Origin of the sequence: Bythopirellula polymerisocia, from assembly GCF_007860015.1 — a bacterium.
Lineage (GTDB): Bacteria > Planctomycetota > Planctomycetia > Pirellulales > Lacipirellulaceae > Bythopirellula > Bythopirellula polymerisocia.
Map to the genome: position 1 here is coordinate 858,843 of NZ_SJPS01000002.1, position 18,214 is coordinate 877,056.

At 51.2% G+C, this 18,214-nt stretch carries 12 protein-coding genes and 1 pseudogene; 10 read left to right on the forward strand and 3 right to left on the reverse strand.

The features are described 5' to 3' along the window. Window positions 1-98 precede the first annotated feature (98 nt). The 5 genes from Pla144_RS09505 to Pla144_RS09530 all read left to right on the forward strand — a co-directional run bounded on the left by Pla144_RS09505 (window position 99) and on the right by Pla144_RS09530 (window position 10,392). Complete coding sequence (locus tag Pla144_RS09505) at window positions 99-1,670, forward strand: hypothetical protein (RefSeq protein ID WP_146450403.1); 1,572 nt, start codon at window positions 99-101, stop codon at window positions 1,668-1,670. Between the two features lie 6 nt (window positions 1,671-1,676). Beyond that, on the forward strand, window positions 1,677-2,729 hold the full coding sequence (locus Pla144_RS09510; protein ID WP_146450404.1) for a Gfo/Idh/MocA family protein: 1,053 nt from the start codon (window positions 1,677-1,679) through the stop codon (window positions 2,727-2,729). Between the two features lie 102 nt (window positions 2,730-2,831). Then, window positions 2,832-4,247, forward strand: coding sequence for a sulfatase-like hydrolase/transferase (locus Pla144_RS09515; RefSeq protein ID WP_146450405.1), 1,416 nt, complete (start codon window positions 2,832-2,834; stop codon window positions 4,245-4,247). Window positions 4,248-4,717: 470 nt separating this feature from the next. Continuing rightward, window positions 4,718-6,475 carry a DUF5060 domain-containing protein gene (locus Pla144_RS09520; RefSeq protein WP_197530535.1) on the forward strand — a complete coding sequence of 586 codons (1,758 nt, stop codon included), beginning with the start codon at window positions 4,718-4,720 and terminating at the stop codon, window positions 6,473-6,475. A 53-nt stretch (window positions 6,476-6,528) separates the two neighbouring features. Next, entirely contained in the window at window positions 6,529-10,392 is a 3,864-nt protein-coding gene (locus tag Pla144_RS09530; protein WP_231936263.1) for a DUF5060 domain-containing protein, read from the forward strand. 170 nt (window positions 10,393-10,562) lie between these two features. On the opposite strand, the pseudogene Pla144_RS25085 reads toward Pla144_RS09530, so the two are convergent. Next, a pseudogene (locus Pla144_RS25085) lies at window positions 10,563-11,144 on the reverse strand (IS630 family transposase). A 486-nt stretch (window positions 11,145-11,630) separates the two neighbouring features. On the opposite strand from Pla144_RS25085, the gene Pla144_RS09545 reads away from it, so the two are divergent. Beyond that, a complete protein-coding gene (locus tag Pla144_RS09545) occupies window positions 11,631-12,857 on the forward strand; it encodes a tyrosine-type recombinase/integrase (RefSeq protein ID WP_197530536.1) in 1,227 nt (408 codons plus the stop codon). A gap of 648 nt (window positions 12,858-13,505) precedes the next feature. Here the strand turns inward: Pla144_RS09545 and Pla144_RS09550 are convergent. Then, the gene (locus Pla144_RS09550) at window positions 13,506-13,724 is read right to left on the reverse strand and encodes a hypothetical protein (RefSeq protein ID WP_146450410.1); all 219 of its coding nucleotides are present in this window, start codon (window positions 13,722-13,724) and stop codon (window positions 13,506-13,508) included. A 330-nt stretch (window positions 13,725-14,054) separates the two neighbouring features. Here Pla144_RS09550 and Pla144_RS09555 point away from each other — a divergent pair, with 330 nt between their 5' ends. Then, the gene (locus Pla144_RS09555) at window positions 14,055-14,666 is read left to right on the forward strand and encodes a DUF998 domain-containing protein (RefSeq protein ID WP_146450411.1); all 612 of its coding nucleotides are present in this window, start codon (window positions 14,055-14,057) and stop codon (window positions 14,664-14,666) included. Here Pla144_RS09555 and Pla144_RS24535 read toward each other — a convergent pair. After that, the gene (locus tag Pla144_RS24535; RefSeq protein WP_197530537.1) at window positions 14,653-14,829 is read right to left on the reverse strand and encodes a hypothetical protein; all 177 of its coding nucleotides are present in this window, start codon (window positions 14,827-14,829) and stop codon (window positions 14,653-14,655) included. The two genes, Pla144_RS09555 and Pla144_RS24535, sit on opposite strands and share 14 nt — an antisense overlap. A gap of 264 nt (window positions 14,830-15,093) precedes the next feature. Between Pla144_RS24535 and Pla144_RS09560 the strand changes: the two genes are divergently transcribed. The 3 genes from Pla144_RS09560 (at window position 15,094) to Pla144_RS09570 (ending at window position 17,986) form a co-directional block, all read left to right on the forward strand. Beyond that, complete coding sequence (locus Pla144_RS09560; protein ID WP_146450412.1) at window positions 15,094-16,566, forward strand: hypothetical protein; 1,473 nt, start codon at window positions 15,094-15,096, stop codon at window positions 16,564-16,566. Window positions 16,567-16,859: 293 nt separating this feature from the next. Continuing rightward, window positions 16,860-17,078, forward strand: a complete 219-nt coding sequence (locus Pla144_RS09565; RefSeq protein ID WP_146450413.1) for a hypothetical protein — start codon at window positions 16,860-16,862, stop codon at window positions 17,076-17,078. Continuing rightward, window positions 17,078-17,986 (forward strand): hypothetical protein, encoded by a 909-nt coding sequence (locus Pla144_RS09570; RefSeq protein WP_146450414.1) that lies wholly within the window; start codon window positions 17,078-17,080, stop codon window positions 17,984-17,986. The genes Pla144_RS09565 and Pla144_RS09570 overlap by 1 nt, the downstream gene beginning before the upstream one ends. Window positions 17,987-18,214 lie beyond the last annotated feature (228 nt).

Consider the following 18,214-nt stretch of genomic DNA (forward strand, 5'->3'; position numbering starts at 1 on the left):
ACTGTAATTGTTGGGGCAGCGACGGGCGGCGGCTTCCGCTAGGAGCCGTCGCCTGTCCTATCATTTGAATAAATCACAAGTTTCATATGAGGAAGACCATGTTATTTCCATTCAATCACAGACGGTCGCAACGTGTTATTGTAGTCGTCGGGTTATTGAGCATGCTGATTGTGACTTTCGCGAGTTCTGTCTGGGCGCAGCCGACGACGATATTCCTTGAAGATTTCAATGACGATGGCGACGGTACACGTTACAACCTGGAGGGCCGGTATTTTGCCGATCTGAATCGATTATTCACGACGGTCCCGGGCTCCGTAGATGGAAAACCTATAATCGCGGCATGGGAAACGGGCGACCTGTTATTTGACGGTACGGGTGCGCCGGCTCGTCGGGCCACTTACTTTATTGAGAGCCAAACGGGGGACATCGTGCCGAACGATCCATCGGGTACTTACTTGACTGCTAATGGATGGAATCTTACGTACGCTGCGATTGAATGGGCCGCCGATAGTACGGATCCACTGGACATCACATTCGTTGTGGAAGGCTACTTCTCAGGATTCTTTCTACGATCTTTTGACGAAGCTTTCTTCAACCGCTTATCTGCCGCCGGCCACAACGTGACAGTGCAAACGCACGCCGCTGCGGCGCCAGCTTCCGGCTCTACCGATCTAGTGATTCTGGCATCATCGAGAGTCTCCCCCGCGTCGTTTGACGCAGCTTACAAGACACTTGACATTCCAGTCTTGACGGCACTATTTCACAATTCCGCCGATTTGGGACTTGCTGATATTCGCGGAGAAAATGCCAACGGGCAAACGATGATCGAAATTGTTGATGATTTGCACCCGCTTGCGGCAGGCCTGCCACAAGGCCTAGTCGAGGTGATCGACCCTAGCGCTGATCGCAAACGCCTTGGCGATATCACCAACGGGACAATCGCCTCGGGAGCCCACGTCGTCGCAAGGCGGCCTGGCGTAGAGTTTGGGGTTCCACTTGACTTGACCGGGTATGAGGGGGAGGGTTATCTCCGTTCCGGCCGCTCTTTTGACCCAGTCGCACCAAATAGCGGTGATCCGCGGGCTTATGAGCCTCTTTCAGCATTTGATCTATCAAATGTTGAGAATCCTCAACTGAAGATTCAGCTTGCAGCCACGGAGAATTTTGATGAATTTGAGAATGACTATATACGGATTCTCGGACGGGATGGTGATAACCCCTATGAGACCATCGCAGAGTTCACTCAACTGAACCCCAACCTCGTGGGGCCTAATGGAGCCATTTTGACGACCCAGTTTCAGGACTTCACTTTCGACATTCCAGCGAGCTTGCAAGACAGTCCCCAGTTCGAGCTTAGGATAGAGACTTTTCTGCTCAAGGCCGTCCGGTTGGTAGGAATCGATGCAGTGGAGCTCATCGGCGAAATTACTAGCATACCTGGCGACTTTGACAACGACGGAGATGTCGACGGCAGGGACTTTCTCGTCTGGCAGCGAGGGGGATCACCCGGTCCTGACTATGCCGCGGACCTCCTCGCTTGGCAGTCGAATTACGGCAATCCATTGAGTGCGGCCACTGCTGTCCCAGAACCGACTGCGGCTACCCTCTTTTTACTCGGATTATTACTGATCGATACTCGACGTCGTAGCTCTAAGCCTTCAGCTGAGTAAGTTGTCATGAAACCCCTTACAGGAGTCTGCGTCGGGGCCGGCTACTTCGCCAGTTTTCATTTGGACGCTTGGGTCCGTCTGCGGGATGTACGCATCGTCGGCGTGTGTGATCGGGACAATTCGCGTGTAGTTGCTGCTCTTGCTCAGCTGGACAGCGCTCAGCCGTTCAGCGATCTTGCCCAGGCCCTCGAAGAGACCCAACCAGACTTCGTCGATATTATCACTCCTCCAGAGTCGCACCTAGCGTTGGTGCAAGCTTGCTCCGGCCATGTTTCGGCAGCTATTTGTCAGAAGCCTCTTGCACCCGATTTTTCAACGGCTGTGGAGATTGTTGAAACGGCTCGCAACGCAGGCTTGCGACTCATGGTGCATGAGAACTTTCGTTTTCAACCATGGTACCGGGAGATAAAGCGGCTCTTGAAGGCAGGAGTAGTAGGCCGCCAAGTGCATCAAATTGCTTTCCGGATGCGTATGGGCGATGGTTGGCATGAGGACGCTTATCTTGAACGCCAGCCTTATTTCCGAAAGATGCCCCGACTACTTCTGCACGAGACAGGCGTTCACCTGATTGATGTCTTTCGCTTTCTCGCCGGGGAAATTGTCGATGTTCATGCCTACCTATGTCGACTCAATCAAGTGATCGTGGGCGAAGATGCTGGCGTCGTCGCGTGCAGATTCAAGTCAGGCGCTTTAGGAATTCTCGACGCCAATCGATACAACGAGCCGAATTATCCAAATCCCCGTCTGACATTTGGCGAGCTGACGATGGACTGCGACGACGGCACTATCCGTTTGTACGGAGACGGCCGGATCACTTTGCAGCAACTCGGGAGCGAAGAGGAGCCTCACCACTACTCCTTTTCCGACGCCGGTTTTGCTGGCGATTGCGTTTACTCCACTCAGGCACACTTCGTCGATTGTCTGCGCAATGACCGGGAATTTGAAACGGACGCGTCAGACTACCTGCGTACGTTGGAAATTGTAGAGCGTGCGTACGAGACTGCTGGCCCCATAGCATCGGCACCGGTTTCGCCTGGCGACGCAGTAGAGAGAGAATAAGGCAGACCAATTTTACAATCGCTTCTCGCTAGACCGCGAAGCATATAGGCAGTGTGGACAGGACAGAATGACATTTGAAATAGAAATAGGAGTGCGTGATAAATGTCCACCCGTTACGTGAGAATACTAGGCTATCTGTTTCTGAGTGTGATTGTATGCACCGCGCAAGCTAAGGAGGAAAGCAGTCGTCCAAATATTATATTTATTTTGGCCGACGATCTTGGTTTTAATCAACTAGGCTGCAACGGAGACTCGCCAATTAAGACGCCGAACTTAGATCGTTTGGCTTCCACCGGGATTCGATTTACGAACGCTTATGCCGGAAACACAGTTTGTTCTCCTTCACGTGTTTCCTTGTTCACGGGACGTGACAGTCGGCTTTTACGTGACAATTCGAACACTGTGGAGTTGGGAAAGCTCGATGTCACGCTGGCACAGGTATTAAAGTATGCAGGGTACGACACGGCCTTGTTTGGAAAATACTCAATTGGCACTCAAATGGGAGTTACAGATCCTTTATCGATGGGATTCGACACATGGTTTGGGATGAACTCAATCTTGGAAGGACATCGCCAGTACCCGCACTTCCTGTGGCGTGATAACACGAAGATTCGGATTCAAGAAAACGAAAGCGGCAGGCATGGGCTTTACGCTCAACAAGCATTTACCAAGGAAGCCATCAAATACATTCGATCAAAGCGCGCTAATCCGTTCTTTGTCATGCTAGCGTTTTCATCTCCGCACGCCGAACTGGCGGCGCCAGACCAATTTAAGCAGCCTTATAAGGGAGTTTTTGAAGAAGAGGTGTATCTTGGCATGTCTACGGGAGAACCAAGCGATAAGTATGCATGGTACTATCCAAACCGGTTGAAAGATCCCTACGCGACCTTTGCAGGAATGGTAAGTGCTTTGGATCATTATGTTGCTCAAATTCTGGAAACACTGCGGGAACTAGGTATCGAGAAGAACACCCTAATCTTTTTCTCATCCGATAACGGTCCCCACGAAGAAGGTGGCAGCAACCCGGTGCTGTTTCGTGCCTCCCATCCCTTCCGCGGCATTAAACGCGATCTATTCGACGGAGGAATCCGCGTTCCGATGATTGCCAGTTGGCCCGCCATGATCACCTCAGCGCGGGTCGATCACACCCCTTGGACGTTTGCAGACGTTTTGCCGACGCTAGCGGAAGTTGCTGGTGTCGACCTCAACGTCGTACCGCGCGTCCTCACAAACGGCAATTCTATTGCAGGCTTATTGTCAGACCAACCAGTCACAATGGCAGAACGAACCCTTTACTGGGAGTTTGGCAAGCAGGCCGGCGACGCCAACTCAGGCATTGTCGGTGACGTCTATCAAGCAGCTCGCCGAGGCAAATGGAAGGCAGTGCAGTACGGACACGACGCACCATGTGAACTTTATGATATTCTGGCTGATCCAGGCGAAGCGACCGATGTCAGTAAGATATATCCCAAAATTCATACTGAGTTTGTTGTGTTGTTCGAGAAATATCGCGATTGATTCACACGGATATAGCGGCAGCTAGATTTCATTCATTCACGTTTACCTAATGTGGATTCGAAAATAAACAGCTATTAGATTTGAGTTTCAGTATCTAAACTGATTGCATTAGCCCGTCGAATGAATCCGGATTTGGATCATCGAGAGTTAAAGAAATGGTGCCGTTACCGATTACTGGCATCGATGAAAATCTTATTGAGCAATTTACTTTTCGACTGGATCATGATGAGGCCAATTCAATCAGAGCCATGTTAACGGTGACCTTTGTTTCTCGTCAGTGGTATCGCATGATAGCCCGGAAAACGACTGAACGGGGAAAGGCCCACGACCCGTCGACTGTCGTCATTGCCAGGACGAATACATGTTTCGGTTTTTTGGAAGTTTTGCCACGTTCTACCAGTCAAATACATCACACACGTCTTAGGCAACTCCTCATGATCCAAGGCCTAAAAAACTCAATCATTATAGCTATGTCTTACTTGCTGCTGGCTTCGACGAGCTTGCAAGGGACTGCAAGCGATGCACAAATCGAAGGACCACAATCGCTGTGGTATCCCGTCACTATTACGTTTGATGGCCCGCAGGTTAAAGAATCTCCTTCGACATTTCGCGACTATCGAATGGATGTCACTTTCAAGCATGGCTCTCGTTCGCTTACGGTGCCGGGCTACTTTGCGGCCGATGGTAACGCCGCAAATACGAGTGCAAGCGAGGGAAACAAATGGCGCGTCAAGTTCACTCCGGATGCACTAGGCGTATGGAGTTACACGGTATCCTTTCTCGAGGGAAGAGATATTGCACTCAGCCGAGAGCCACAGGACGGCGATCAAGGAGTGCTTCATGGGAGGAAAGGCCAGTTTACCATTGAGGAGGCAGATTCCGGTGCTCCAGGATTCTATTCAAAGGGCATGTTGCGGTACGTCGGAGAGCACTACCTACAGTTTGCGGAATCAGGTGAATACTTCGTGAAGTCTGGGCCGGGAAGTCCAGAGGATTTCCTGGGCTATGAGGATTTCGACGGCACCTTTGATCAAGGCGGTTCGATGAATGACAAGAGCCTGGGTGAGGATGGCCTTCATGCCTACGCACCCCACGTGGGTGATTGGAAAGAGGGCGACCCGACTTGGTCGAACGGCAAAGGCAAGGGGATCATCGGTGCTCTCAACTATCTAGCTTCAGTGGGATGTAACACGATATACGACATCATACTTACGGTTAATGGCGATGCCGCAAACGTTTGGCCTTGGACTGACCCAGTGACATATGACATCTATGATGTATCCAAGCTTGACCAATGGGATATCGTATTCTCCCACATGGATGCTCTGGGCATCAACCACGATGCGTACCTTAGTGAAAACGAGAATACGACATTGCTTGATGGAGACCTGCTCGGACCACTACGCATTCTTTATTTTCGTGAACTGAACGCGCGTTTTGCCTACCACCTGGGCTGGCGTTGGTGCGTTGGCGAAGAGCCGCACGGAATCAGGCCAACTGAGATGCGCGCTATCCTAAACTACCTTACGGAGATCGATGTTTATGATCATCCAGTTGGACACCATTGCAGTGGAAAGCATGAATTGCGTTATCCTGTCTACGACCCTCAATTAGGTAATCCTGGTTTCCAATGTATGTTTGGCCAGATCAACGAAGACTACCACGAGGAGGTGTTGAAATACGTCAAGAGTTCGGCCGAAGCAGGTCACAAATGGGTCGTGGCTAATGATGAGCCGAATGAGATTCTCCCGGGGCAAGACCACCTCGCACGGAACAGTCTTTGGAAAGTGCTGATGGCGGGTGGCGAGGGCCTGAATATCTACGTGGGATATGAAATTCCCGACTACACCGATGTCACGATCGAAGACTTCCGTCGTCTGGAGTCGATTTGGAATCAAGTTCGCAATGGCTTAGCGATTTTCCAACACCCATATGTTAACAAACACTTGGCTGAAATGACGACTCAGAACCAAATGATCAGCAATGGGTATTGTTACACGAAACCGGGCGAAGTCTATGTCGTCTACTCGGAACACGCTGACGCTCTGGAGCTCGATCTGACCGGTGCCAAAGGATCTTACAAACTGCAATGGTACGACCCTATTGAGGATGGTGAGTTCCAGGCTGGTTCAGTTGAGACAATCAATGGTGGCAGTGTTCAATCTCTGGGTACTCCCCCAGGAAGTCAGGCCGAATGGGCATTACTTGTGACTCGGATTAGTGGGTAAAGGACGATTTTCTCCGATAACCTTAGCTTTTTGATGCAAACCTTGAGGCAACTATGAAGAGAATTATTCTTCTAACATCCTTTGCGACATTAGCGATCTGCACATGTTCAGTCTTCGGCAAGTCATCGACTGAACCGATGGCTGCTCCTGACCTTGTTTTCGAAGAAATCGATGGTGTTCTGGCGGTCGAAGCTGAGCATTTCATTTCGCAAGAAAGGAAAGAGGTCCGGGCTTGGTATAGAGTTGAGGAGTACCAATTGCCAGACCTGAAACCAGATCCCGATGGACCTCATCTCTTGGGTTCGAGCGGAGCGTCTTACCTTGAATCGCTCCCAGATTCTCGTACGACGCATGACGACAAGATTGTAATTGGGGATAATATCTTCTCTGATCCTGGACAAGCGGGAATTCTAACCTACAAGGTTTACTTCAATAACCCTGGTCGTTACTACGTTTGGGTTCGACACTTCTCGACAGGTTCCGAAGACAATGGTATTCACGTTGGCCTGGACGGAGAATGGCCGGAATCAGGAATGCGTTGGCAAACCATCAAGAAAAACGGTTGGGCGTGGGAAAGCCGTCAACGAACTGAAGAAATGCACGTAGGTGAACGGTTTAAGCTATACCTTGACATTTTGGAAGCAGGCGAACACCGTATCCATTTTTCAGTACGCGAAGATGGTTTCGAATTCGACAAATTCGTACTAGCATCCAATCGCGACTACGTGCCCGAAGGTAGTGGGCCAGAGCCCGTGGTAAAGGCCGGAAGGGCACCTGCACCGAAATTGATTTCCAACAACTATAAGGAAGCGGCACCTGCACCGATCGAATCAAAAGTGACGGATATCTCAAAAGTAGGAGTCAAATATAAAGCGAGTGACAGCACGGCAGCCGCAATTGAGATGACGAAGCCGATGGCTGAACCAAATCTTGTTTTTGAGGAAGTGGACGGAATAGCAACGGTAGAAGCTGAGCATTTTTTGTCGCAGGAAAAGCACGACATTCGAGCTTGGTTTCGCGTTGAAGAAGATAAAATCTTCGACATCAAGCCTGACCTCGATACTCCGCATCTAATTGGATCCAGCGGAGCGTCTTACGTAGAAGCTTTGCCCGACTCGCGCTGGTCGCATAGCCAGATCCTGGTGCATGGGGAGAATTTTTTTCCAGAAACTAACGAGGCGGGAGTTCTGAGCTATAAGATCTACTTTAACAATCCCGGTCGCTATTATGTATGGGTGCGTCACTATTCGACAGGTTCGGAAGACAACGGGCTTCATGTCGGCCTCAATGGCCAATGGCCTGAATCAGGCCAGTGTTGGCAAACGACCATCAAACGTCAATGGGCTTGGGAAAGCCGACAACGCACCGAGGAAGCGCACGCCGGCGTGCCATTTGCCCTCTACTTGGACGTTCCTTCGGCAGGTGAACACTGCATTCAGTTTGCCATGCGAGAAGATGGATTGGAATTCGATAAATTTGTTCTCGCATCGGATCGGAATTACCGGCCCGAGGGCCTTGGCCCAGATCCAGTCGTAAGTGTCGGGAAAGCTCCCCCGCCGAAAACGCTCTCCAGTAACTACGAAGAAGAAGACTCTTTAGATGCTCCGCTAGGTCCGGCAGTCCCTCTTCCAGAAGAAACCGTACGACTCGCCGCCACCGACTTCAACATAGAGAACTCCAACTTTTATGTGGATCAGGGGAGTTGGCTGGCAATCAATCCCGATGAACATAAGACTGCCACTGCGTCAGCGAAAGTGCCTGTCGGCCCAGGTTCATATATCATCGTCTTTCACGCGGTCGGCGAAAATGACGGAGAGAGTCATCTCACACTGAAGATCGGGGATCGCGAAGTAGGTTCATTTGATTGTCCGATGAGCCTCGATACTTTCGAGGTCGGCTCCAAGTTCACCGCTGTTTTTGAAGATGTCGTTATCAACCAAGGCGAATCGATCGAAGTGACCTCGCAGGTGGCCTCTGCTGACGGAATGGAATATAGCCGGGGTCGCTGGTTCGGGCTCACCTTCTTGCCAACGTCAGCTAGCAAGGAACAAGTTGATTCTGCCCGTCGGGGCTTTGAGGACCTAGCTGAGAAGGCGAGCAAAGTAAACATCTCCGTAGGTGGCGAACTCAAACAGTGGCACAAGGTGACGATCGATCTCGAAGGCCCCGAAGCCGACGAAATGGATACTGAAATTAACCCTTTCCTCGACTACCGTTTCGATCTTCAGATCACACACTCTTCTGGTAGTCCGACCTATCTCGTTCCTGGTTATTTTGCTTCAGATGGTGATGCTGGCAACACATCCGCTACTTCCGGCAAGATCTGGAGAGCTCACTTTGCTCCTGACAAGGTAGGGACGTGGATCTATAAGACTTCGTTCCTCAAGGGGCCAAGGGTAGCCGTCGGAGACAATGCAGGATTCTTAGTGGAACCATTTCACGGAGTTGAGGGAAGTTTTTCAGTCACTGCGTCTGACAAAACGGGCCGCGACTTCCGCTCTCAAGGCCGCCTTCAATACGTAGGTAAGCACCACCTCCAGTTTGCTGGCTCGAAGAAGTACTTCCTTAAAGCGGGTGCCGATTCTCCAGAGACGCTACTTGCCTACAAAGATTTCGACAACACGGAAACACGTTTGCCGAACCAAGCGCCGTTGAAAACCTGGGGGCCACATCTACAAGACTGGAAGACCGGCGATCCCACTTGGAAGAGTGGCAAAGGAAAAGCGTTGATCGGCGCTCTAAACTATCTTGCCGGGAAAGGGGTGAATTCGATTTCCTTTCTTACCTACAATGCCGGCGGGGATGGCGATAACGTATGGCCTTACGTAGATCGCGACCAGAAGTATCACTTCGACACGTCTAAGCTCGATCAATGGGGCGTTATTTTTGATCACGCCCAAGCAAACGGCATCTACCTCCACTTCAAATTGCAGGAAAATGAGGCTGACGACAACCGGTTTGGCCCCCGGAATTCTCCCAAGCTGATTACAGAATCTCTTGATGGAGGCAACACTGGGCCAGAGCGCAAGCTCTACCTACGTGAACTCATTGCCCGTTTCGGCTACCACCTCGCTCTGAACTGGAATTTGGGAGAGGAGAATACTCAATCGTTTGAGCAGCAAAACGATATGGCGGAGTTCATAAGTGAGATCGATCCCTACAATCATTTGATCGTTATACACACGTTCCCCTCCCAGCAGGATTTAGTCTACAACCGCCTGCTAGGAGACAACTCTCTGGTTCGCGGAGCTTCCACTCAGAACAAATGGAACGCTGCCCATCAGTTCTCCTTACGGTGGATAGGTCGATCTCTCGACGCAGGAGTACCTTGGGTCGTCCCCAATGATGAGCAAAATCCGGCAGAAACCGGTGTACCGCCAGATCCAGGTTACAGGGGATTTAATGGTCTCTCCGGGGATCGATTCGGCAACTACGACTTACACGGAATCCGCAAGCTCACCCTTTGGGGTAACCTCATGGCGGGGGGAGCAGGTGTTGAGTACTACTTCGGATATAAGCTACCCGAGAATGACATCGTATGCGAAGACTGGCGCAGCCGCGACCAATCTTGGGACTACTGCCGTATTGCGCTCGATTTCTTTGAGAACCACGGAATCCCATTCGAGAATATGACGAATGCCAACGCTCTGATTGGCAATGTGGACAACAGTAACACAAGCTTCTGTCTGGCCAAAAGGGATAAAATCTATGTCGTCTATCTCCCGGGTGGCGGTTCAGCAGATCTCGATCTCGCGAACGCGGGCGGCGTCTTCGAAGTCAAATGGTACGATACCCGCAACGGCGGAGCTCTCCAAGACGGAGAGGTAAAACGCATCGAAGGAGGGACAACAAGCAGTCTAGGAAAAGCGCCTCAAGATTACGATCAAGATTGGGCTATCCTCGTCCGGAAAGATTAGCATTCTCGCTCCGAACCTTTCAAAGGCATTTCCGAATCCATGTGGACAATAGAATAGCACGACGAATATCGGAGCGATTCGTCTCGATGTTGTTGCCATAGCGATGGTCGCCGAAGACGCAACCAACATGTTGGCGTTACATGATTTTGTCGACTAGAGCGTATTCAAGATTACCGTGCTGAGTATCCGCAGTGTCGGAAGTAGGCCAGGCATTCATTGATAGAGAATTGATTGAGCGACTTTACGATGGCCTGCTGGAGTTGGTCGACACTCCGTGCTGCCGTCTTACGCAGGAGGGTTTTAAGTTTTGCCAAGGCCAACTCAATGGGATTCAGCTCTGGGCTATAGGGAGGGAGGTAGACGACCCGGGCACCTGCCTCCTCGATGGCTTTTCTGACGCCGGCTTTCTTGTGGCTGGAGAGGTTGTCCAGAATAACGGTATCTTCTTAGCGAAGTGTTGGCACTAACTGCTGCTGCACGTAGGCCAAGTAGACTTCTCTATTCATCGGTCCGTCAACCACCAGGGGTGCGGTAAAGCCCGTGGTTCGCAGTGCACCGACAAACGTGGTTGTTTTCCAGTGGCCGTGTGACACTTTCGCCACGACTCGTTGGCCCCTGAAAGCTCTCCCGCAGTGTCGCGTCATTTTGGTGTTGGCACCTGTTTCATCGAGGAACACCAGACGGTGGGCATGTAGGTGTGCTTGCCAGAATCGCCATGCGGTTCGTCTCTGAGCCACATCTGAAAACGACACAAAAAAGTACAGGAGGAGGGACTTGAACCCTCACGGGAAAGTGGCCTGAGTTCGATGATCCGCTCGCTGACAGTGTGCAGATCGTGTGCCGCGAAAGTCTGCTCGGCATCTTGCGGCACTACGAACGCGTAGCTGCTTGAATATTCTTGTTCGCAGAGTTCACCTGGTCCCAAACACTGACAATTGATGAGCCGTCCAACACGGGGCAAATACGGGGCAATGTTGGCAATACTAAGCCACTTGAAACCCAACGCGATTACGATATCATTTCATACGTAACTTATTCGTAAATGCCGAATTACCTCACAAGTCCAACGTTTGCCTAACGTAAGCTCTACTCCACGAGATTAGGTTCGAGTCCTACCCGGGGAGCTTTTGTAAGTCTAAGCCGAGCAACAAGTTATGTTACCTGACGGCGTTCGTCAGTGCGGCCTGAAAGCAAGGGAAAACCTGTACCGTACAGGATTGACCAAGTTTGGAGGTTGCATGATGTCGAACGCTAATTCTTTACGCGTCCCTAAGTATCGACGCCACAATGCCAAAGGGCTAGCCGTTGTCACTCTTAACGGCAAGGATCACTACCTTGGCAAGTATGGCTCTGCTGCTAGTCGAGAAGCCTATCGGCGGATCACAGCTGAGTGGTTGCAGGCTGGTGGTAATCTCACCAACAGCAAGGAAGAGATCACCGTTGTTGAGATCACCGTTGTTGAGATCACCGTTGTTGAGATCACCGTTGTTGAGATCATCGCGGCCTACATGCGGTATGCGAGAACCTACTATCGCAAACATGGGAAAGCCACCAACGAGGTCTATTCCGTAAAGCGTGCTCTTGGTGTCGTGAGAGAACTCTACGGAAGAGAACAGGCCAGTAAGTTTGGCCCCCTGGCACTCAAGACAGTGCGGCAATCCATGATCGAAATGGGCTGGTGCCGGAATCAGGTCAACAAACAGGTGGACAGAGTGAAGCGGGTATTCAAGTGGGCCGTGAGTGAGGAAATGATCCCCGGCTCCGTCTACGAGGCCCTAAGGACCGTCACTGGGTTACGCAAAGGCCGATCCCAGGCAAAGGAAAGTTCACCAGTCAAACCAGTATCTAACGAGGTGGTCGAAGCCACGGTCGAGAAGCTACCTGCAATCGTTGCCGATATGGTGCAAGTGCAACGGCTCACTGGGGCAAGGCCCGGGGAAATCTGCAATATGAGGCCCGGGGATATCAACCGGACCCCGGCAACGTGGGAGTACATTCCGCAGAGCCATAAGACAGAGCACCATGATCAGCCGAGAGTAATTTTCATTGGCCCCCGTTGCCAGCAAATACTCCTGAAATACCTGCTGAGACCTGCGGACAGCTATTGCTTTTCGCCAGCTGAGAGCGAAGCAAACCGCAGAGCGGTTCAGCATCTGAATCGCAAGACACCTTCGAGTTGCGGCAATAAACCGGGGAGCAATCGTAAGAAAAAACCTCGCCGCACCTCGGGTGAGAAGTACGACAGGCACAGCTACTGCCGTGCAGTTAGAAGGGCAGCGGTAGCGGCGGGGGTGGCAAGTTGGTCCCCACACAGATTGCAGCATAGCTTTGCCACGGAGGTTCGCAAGTCTCACGGATTAGAGGCCGCACAAGTTTGTATGGGCCACAGCAAGGCGGACACTACTCAAATTTACACCGCTCGAAATATGGCTCTGGCCGCTACAGTTGCAGAGGAAATCAGATAATCCGATGGGATTGGGTCTGGAAGTCGCCCGCAAGAGTGGGTAGTTGTTACAAGAACCCGGCCAGCGGCACCCACCCACTGGCCGGGGCTTTCTTTGATCAAAGCATCTGAACGGGATGAAATGCAATTGATTGCAATACCCCATTGCTCGTCGAGATGATTGACCACTTAGCGATTAGAGTCCAGGGCCTGCCTAAGGCCTCTCAGTTCACGTGTAACGCTCGTGGGTCACATGCGATGGTAAATCTACTGCTTCGACATGCGATGTGTTAGAGGGCTTGTAGGCGATTGCTAGTTGGCGGCTCAACCAAATGAAGTCTGATGTGAAAAGGACAGCCCATCTAAACTCAGTCAGCTCGAAATAGCTGAAAGACACCGTGTGGCTCAGGGGGCCCCATCGCCTTGGGTTTTTTACCATCCGCCCCCCCAGCAACGGTTTGAAGTACCTAGTTACCCACTGCAAAACCGCGAGTCACATTTTCGGTGTTAAGATAGGCAGGATTAGTGCCAAAAGCAAAATGGGTTCTCCAACAGCTTCAGGCTCTGATCTCTGAGATCAGTAGCGTTTCCCTGCGGTATCAGGCATAGCTGGTGTTGATTCATTTCGGAGATCAAAAAGTCGAGCCTCGGTGACGCTATTGTTTGCGGTTCAGGTCGCCCCCAAATCGTTAGGCATTTCGGTGCCGAGGTCCCTGTGCATGTCGCGTTCAATGTCGGCAACGTAGCCTGCAAAGAACTGTTCGGGTTCGTTGTTACCTGGCAACATGCCGATAACGGATACCGCGTCCCCATCGAAGAGTATTTCCTCGTGCGGGTCGCAGTCGTAACGGCTGGCCAGATAGGCCCGCATCTCTTTCGATAGTGGCATGGGTCTGTATTCCTTTCGAGATAAGCAGAAGCCCGCTAATGCTGTTCACGGCATTTCGCTCCCGGGGTGAGAGAGCCAAGATGCATGTACGCAAGTACCCTGCAAGCCCTTGGTTGCTGTCTGCCGCCATCTTGTGTTCCGAGGGTCAATGGTGGCCCCTAGTGGCTTGCTGGCGTTGGTGGGTAGCTCCGGCCAAGTTCCGGGGTTTGGCACGCCGACGCTATTCACGGCAAGCTCCGCGACCTGCCTCGGAGTTTCACTCCGAACGCAGCTTGATAGTCGCCACTAAATATCTTGGCAATATTCGTCTACGTTGCTCCAATACAAGTTATGCGAGATTATCGACTGCACTTAGGAAAGTTAGTTGGACCTTGGTTCTTTGCCTGTCTTTTTGGGGTGGCGGCCATCCATCCGAACTACTCGCATTTTACCAAAGCAGTCAGCGAGCTGGGTGCATTCGGTGCTCCTCATGCTGTTCTCTGGAATGCACTCGGCTTTTTCTTTACTGGCACAATGATTGTACTTTTCGGAATCGGTTTACAGCAGCTTCTGATGCGTCATGGAGTCCGCTCGACCGGAGGGTGGGGCGTCGTCGCCCTTGGCGTTGCGTTCGCTGCTACCGCCATCCCTGCAGACTTTGAGTTGCGTATGGATAGCAACTGGACAATCGCACATGCCATATTCGTGCTACTCGGCCCCGTGGCATTTATATGGGCTGCTTGCGTGTGGCCTCGGGCTCTGGTCGGCCTCGGCATAACTAAGAACGCTATAATCGCATGTGTGGCGTCTAGTTTGCTTCTGTTACCTGCGTTCGCATCCAACGCCTTCCTGGAACAGATCCCAGGAGTCGGGCAGCGACTTGGGTTCGCAGTGATGTTTTTATGGTGCTGGGCTCTTTCGAGTGCCACGACTCAGGTCGATCTAGCGGTCAATGCCAAGTAAACTGATTCAGTTTCATCAGCCGACACAGGATACGGCCTGCCGCTAAGTACAGAGTCTTTATCGACCGCCACCACCAACAGTAGCCACTGCCAAGTTCCGGGGTTTGGCACGCCGCCGCTGGCTGGCCTGTGCCGTATCTAGCGGCGGTCACATTATGCGACATGCCTTTTGGTTATCCACCGAAAGCTGGCATGTGGTTTGCTCCCTTCATTCTCCTAGGTCTCCACATGGTACGTGAGAGGCCAATTACCCCTGGTTTTTGGAGCCAGTCCGTTGTGCCGGGGGCGTGCAGCGTGCGTAATCGCACTGTGCCCCTGTGACAGAATGGGGGTGTCTTATCAGGGGAGGGCATCTCCGTTGACTTGCCCGCAGCAGGGCGAGGGTTGCCGTCGGCATGAGCACTGGTCCCAGGAAAGGTAGGTGTATCATGCGAAGTCGCATTCGAAGTCTAGTAGCGGCTACTCTGTATAAGCCCACGGCAGTGTTACGACCTGGAATCATTCTTAGGTCCTCAGGACAGAAGGCTGAGCAAATCATCTCCAATAGAATTCTTCGGTTTTCGGAGGTGACCATCAGTAGCTTTCTGATCTCTAGTTTTTTCGTAACGATTCTAATTTGCCCGCAACATCTATTTGGGAAAGAGGTTTTCGATCAGCAGACAACCCAGCAAGCTAGTCGAACTGAGGCCGAGACACCCTTACGTTGGATATTTGTACCTGATGACGTAATTCGTGTTGAAATGGAAGTCAATGAAACAGTGGTTGACGATGAAAACAAGGAGTATCAAACCAAACGCATTTATGATTATCGGTGGACCGTGAACTCAGTGGACTCGGATGGAACAGCTACTCTCACAGTCACTTTCGATCGCATTCAATTTCATAGTGAATGGTTCTCCTTCGACTATGACAGCCAAACAGACGACGCCACTGTCGGTACGTCAGTCGACAGCGAAAGGTATTCGATGCTTTATGAATTCCGGGCAATGAGGAGTTCGCAGTTCGAAATTGAGGTAACTTCTCGTGGTGCCGTCAAGCAAATAGTGGCAGCAGAGTCCGTGGTCGGGCCAATGCAGTTCACTCCAGGAGATTGGCCTGGGTTACCTGAGAAGCCCGTGAAGATTGGCGATTCATGGACTTTAAACAGCGAACTGAATGTTGACTATATCCATTCCCACGGTCAGGCCACCTATGAACTTGTCGGCCTGGAACGGAAGGATGAGAAACTGTTATGCGACATCAGAGGAAAGTCCCTTTTTTCGGAACACACTGGCCTACCACCCAAATCGGAGATAGGAGCAATAGAAAGTAAGAGTCACTTTGATCCTAAGGCGGGAATGTTTGTGGACGAAATGCTCTCGTCGAAACTTCGATCAGAGATCGCTCCTGGAGAAAACGTCAGCATCACTGTCGACGTCACGCGGCGTATCTTCCCCTGCGAAAAACAAGTTGAGCAGACGGAAAAAAACGGGGAATACCTCTTCGTGTTCGACAAAGGAATTGCCAAGCCAATAGTTCTTGCTGGCGTTCCAGTGGGCGTTCACAATGACCCCGTGAGTGAGCTGTTGCATTTGAACTTTTACCATACCTGGACGGACACCGACAAAGATGGGATGCCTATTCCTGAAGAATTGACTGGTATCTCGACTCGCTTTGCTGCGGGTGATCCAGTTCATTTCTCTCTGATTATAGTCGGCCTAAAGGACGCAGAGTTGTACTTCAATATCCTCTGCTCACAAGGGCGATATGAAAGGAATGTGATTCCAATCCGGGATAATATCTGGTACGCAATGCGAACAGTCCCTGAACTGGAGCCTGGAGTCTATTTCTTCGAATTCTTTGTGAACGAACGTCATCTGGTTCGCGTTCCAATCCAAGTTGCCCCTTCACTCGATCCGTGAGCGAAAACCAAAGCAAGCCATCATGGGTGAAAAGATGAAAAACAAATGGGTCATCACGATGGTCGTCGGGTATGTTCTACTGTTCCTAACCTATTTTTTCTCATCTGGAACTCGCGGCGATCTTTGGTTTATGCTTCATTATTATCGAATGGAAATTGTGCTCGTCAGAGGAACGCATTTCGGAAATAGTTTCGCCAATGGTCATTGGGAGGGAAGAGTCGCTATTCCATCGAAATATCCGCTTTATTTGTCGGTTGGACTTATTTTAGCGGGCACTGGAATGGCGATTAGATATGACACGAAAGAGCATTCTCGCCAAACCGTCCGACAAATTAAAAACCGTCCAGTTGTTGGCCACGGCAAACCCGCTGATGCCCCTGAAACATCGACCGCTGCAACGCCAAACCAAGCCCGAACTCTTTCAACTTCATGCCAGCAGCCTTGTGGGGACGGACTTCTCGATCAAGGGAGGTATGCGATCCGATGGACCGCGATCGCGATTCTTTCAGTGATGGCATTCTTCACCATCGCCAGCGGGCTTTTCGCCGCTGGGGCCGCCGGGATCGGCCATATCGTTGGGTTCGGGGCGGTTGAGGTGGCTGTTACCGTGGCGATTACGGTCTGGGCTTGGCGTTGGAGATATAAGGAGTCGGGTGCCTTGGTCGCGTTCTGTCTCGGCCCTTTATGGGGATTGGCTATTGCTGGGATTTATATCTTTGTTTTCCAAGGTGCGAATCTAGATGATGGTTGGGCCCATATCTCTTTCGTCTATCACGGAGTTATTTGTGGAATTTCGCTTGCCATCTTCTTCTCCATCCTTCAATTCGTAACCCTTCAATTCGCAGTTCGCCAAGATTACGAAACCCGTCCAGACAGTGAATTCTGCCAAAAGGACAAAGTATCCGATACTTCGATGGCCATCCAGCTAATCGAAATTCATCCAGATGATGACCTCCGCAAACCCGACGATGCATCCGAAACATCGACCGCTGCAAAACCAATCGAAACTCGGCCTCTCTCGCACAAATCGAAGGCAGTATTAACAGTGATTGCGGTAGCTATGCTCTTGGGTATCGCCTGGTGGATGACCGCACCAAAAACTCATGACATGCGTTATGGAGAACCCAGTGACTGGACTGAAGAATTCGCCTCGGATTTTCCCGGCAGTGAGATTGAGTCAGCAGGCATCACCAACCTGGGACGTTTTTATCTAATTAACTCCGAGCAGTTAATAATCGCGTCTCTCGCAACTCCTTCTCAATTGGTAACTCTAGCTCTGCCAAACGCATTGAAGATTCCCTTCAATTCTTATTGGAGAGTGAGCGAAGATGAGACGGGTCAGCGAATCATCTGCAGCAACCAGTACAATAACATGGCGGTATGGAATCTCGCTGAACCCCAGCGGCCCCAGTATGTGTGATCCCATCTGTCGGAATCTATGGCGTTACCCTTTGATTCACAAGATAACGATGGTCGTTTTGCAACCTTCGACAACACCTTCATGGAAGGGGTGCAGAATGGTGTGAATAGCGTTTGAAAAGTGCGGCGCTTGGCGGTCGAAAAGTACAGCGCTAGGTAGTTGTGGGGATTGTAACATACCTTCCCGCTTAGGTCACGATTGCTCCTTGGTCTTCTTTCGACGTCTTCG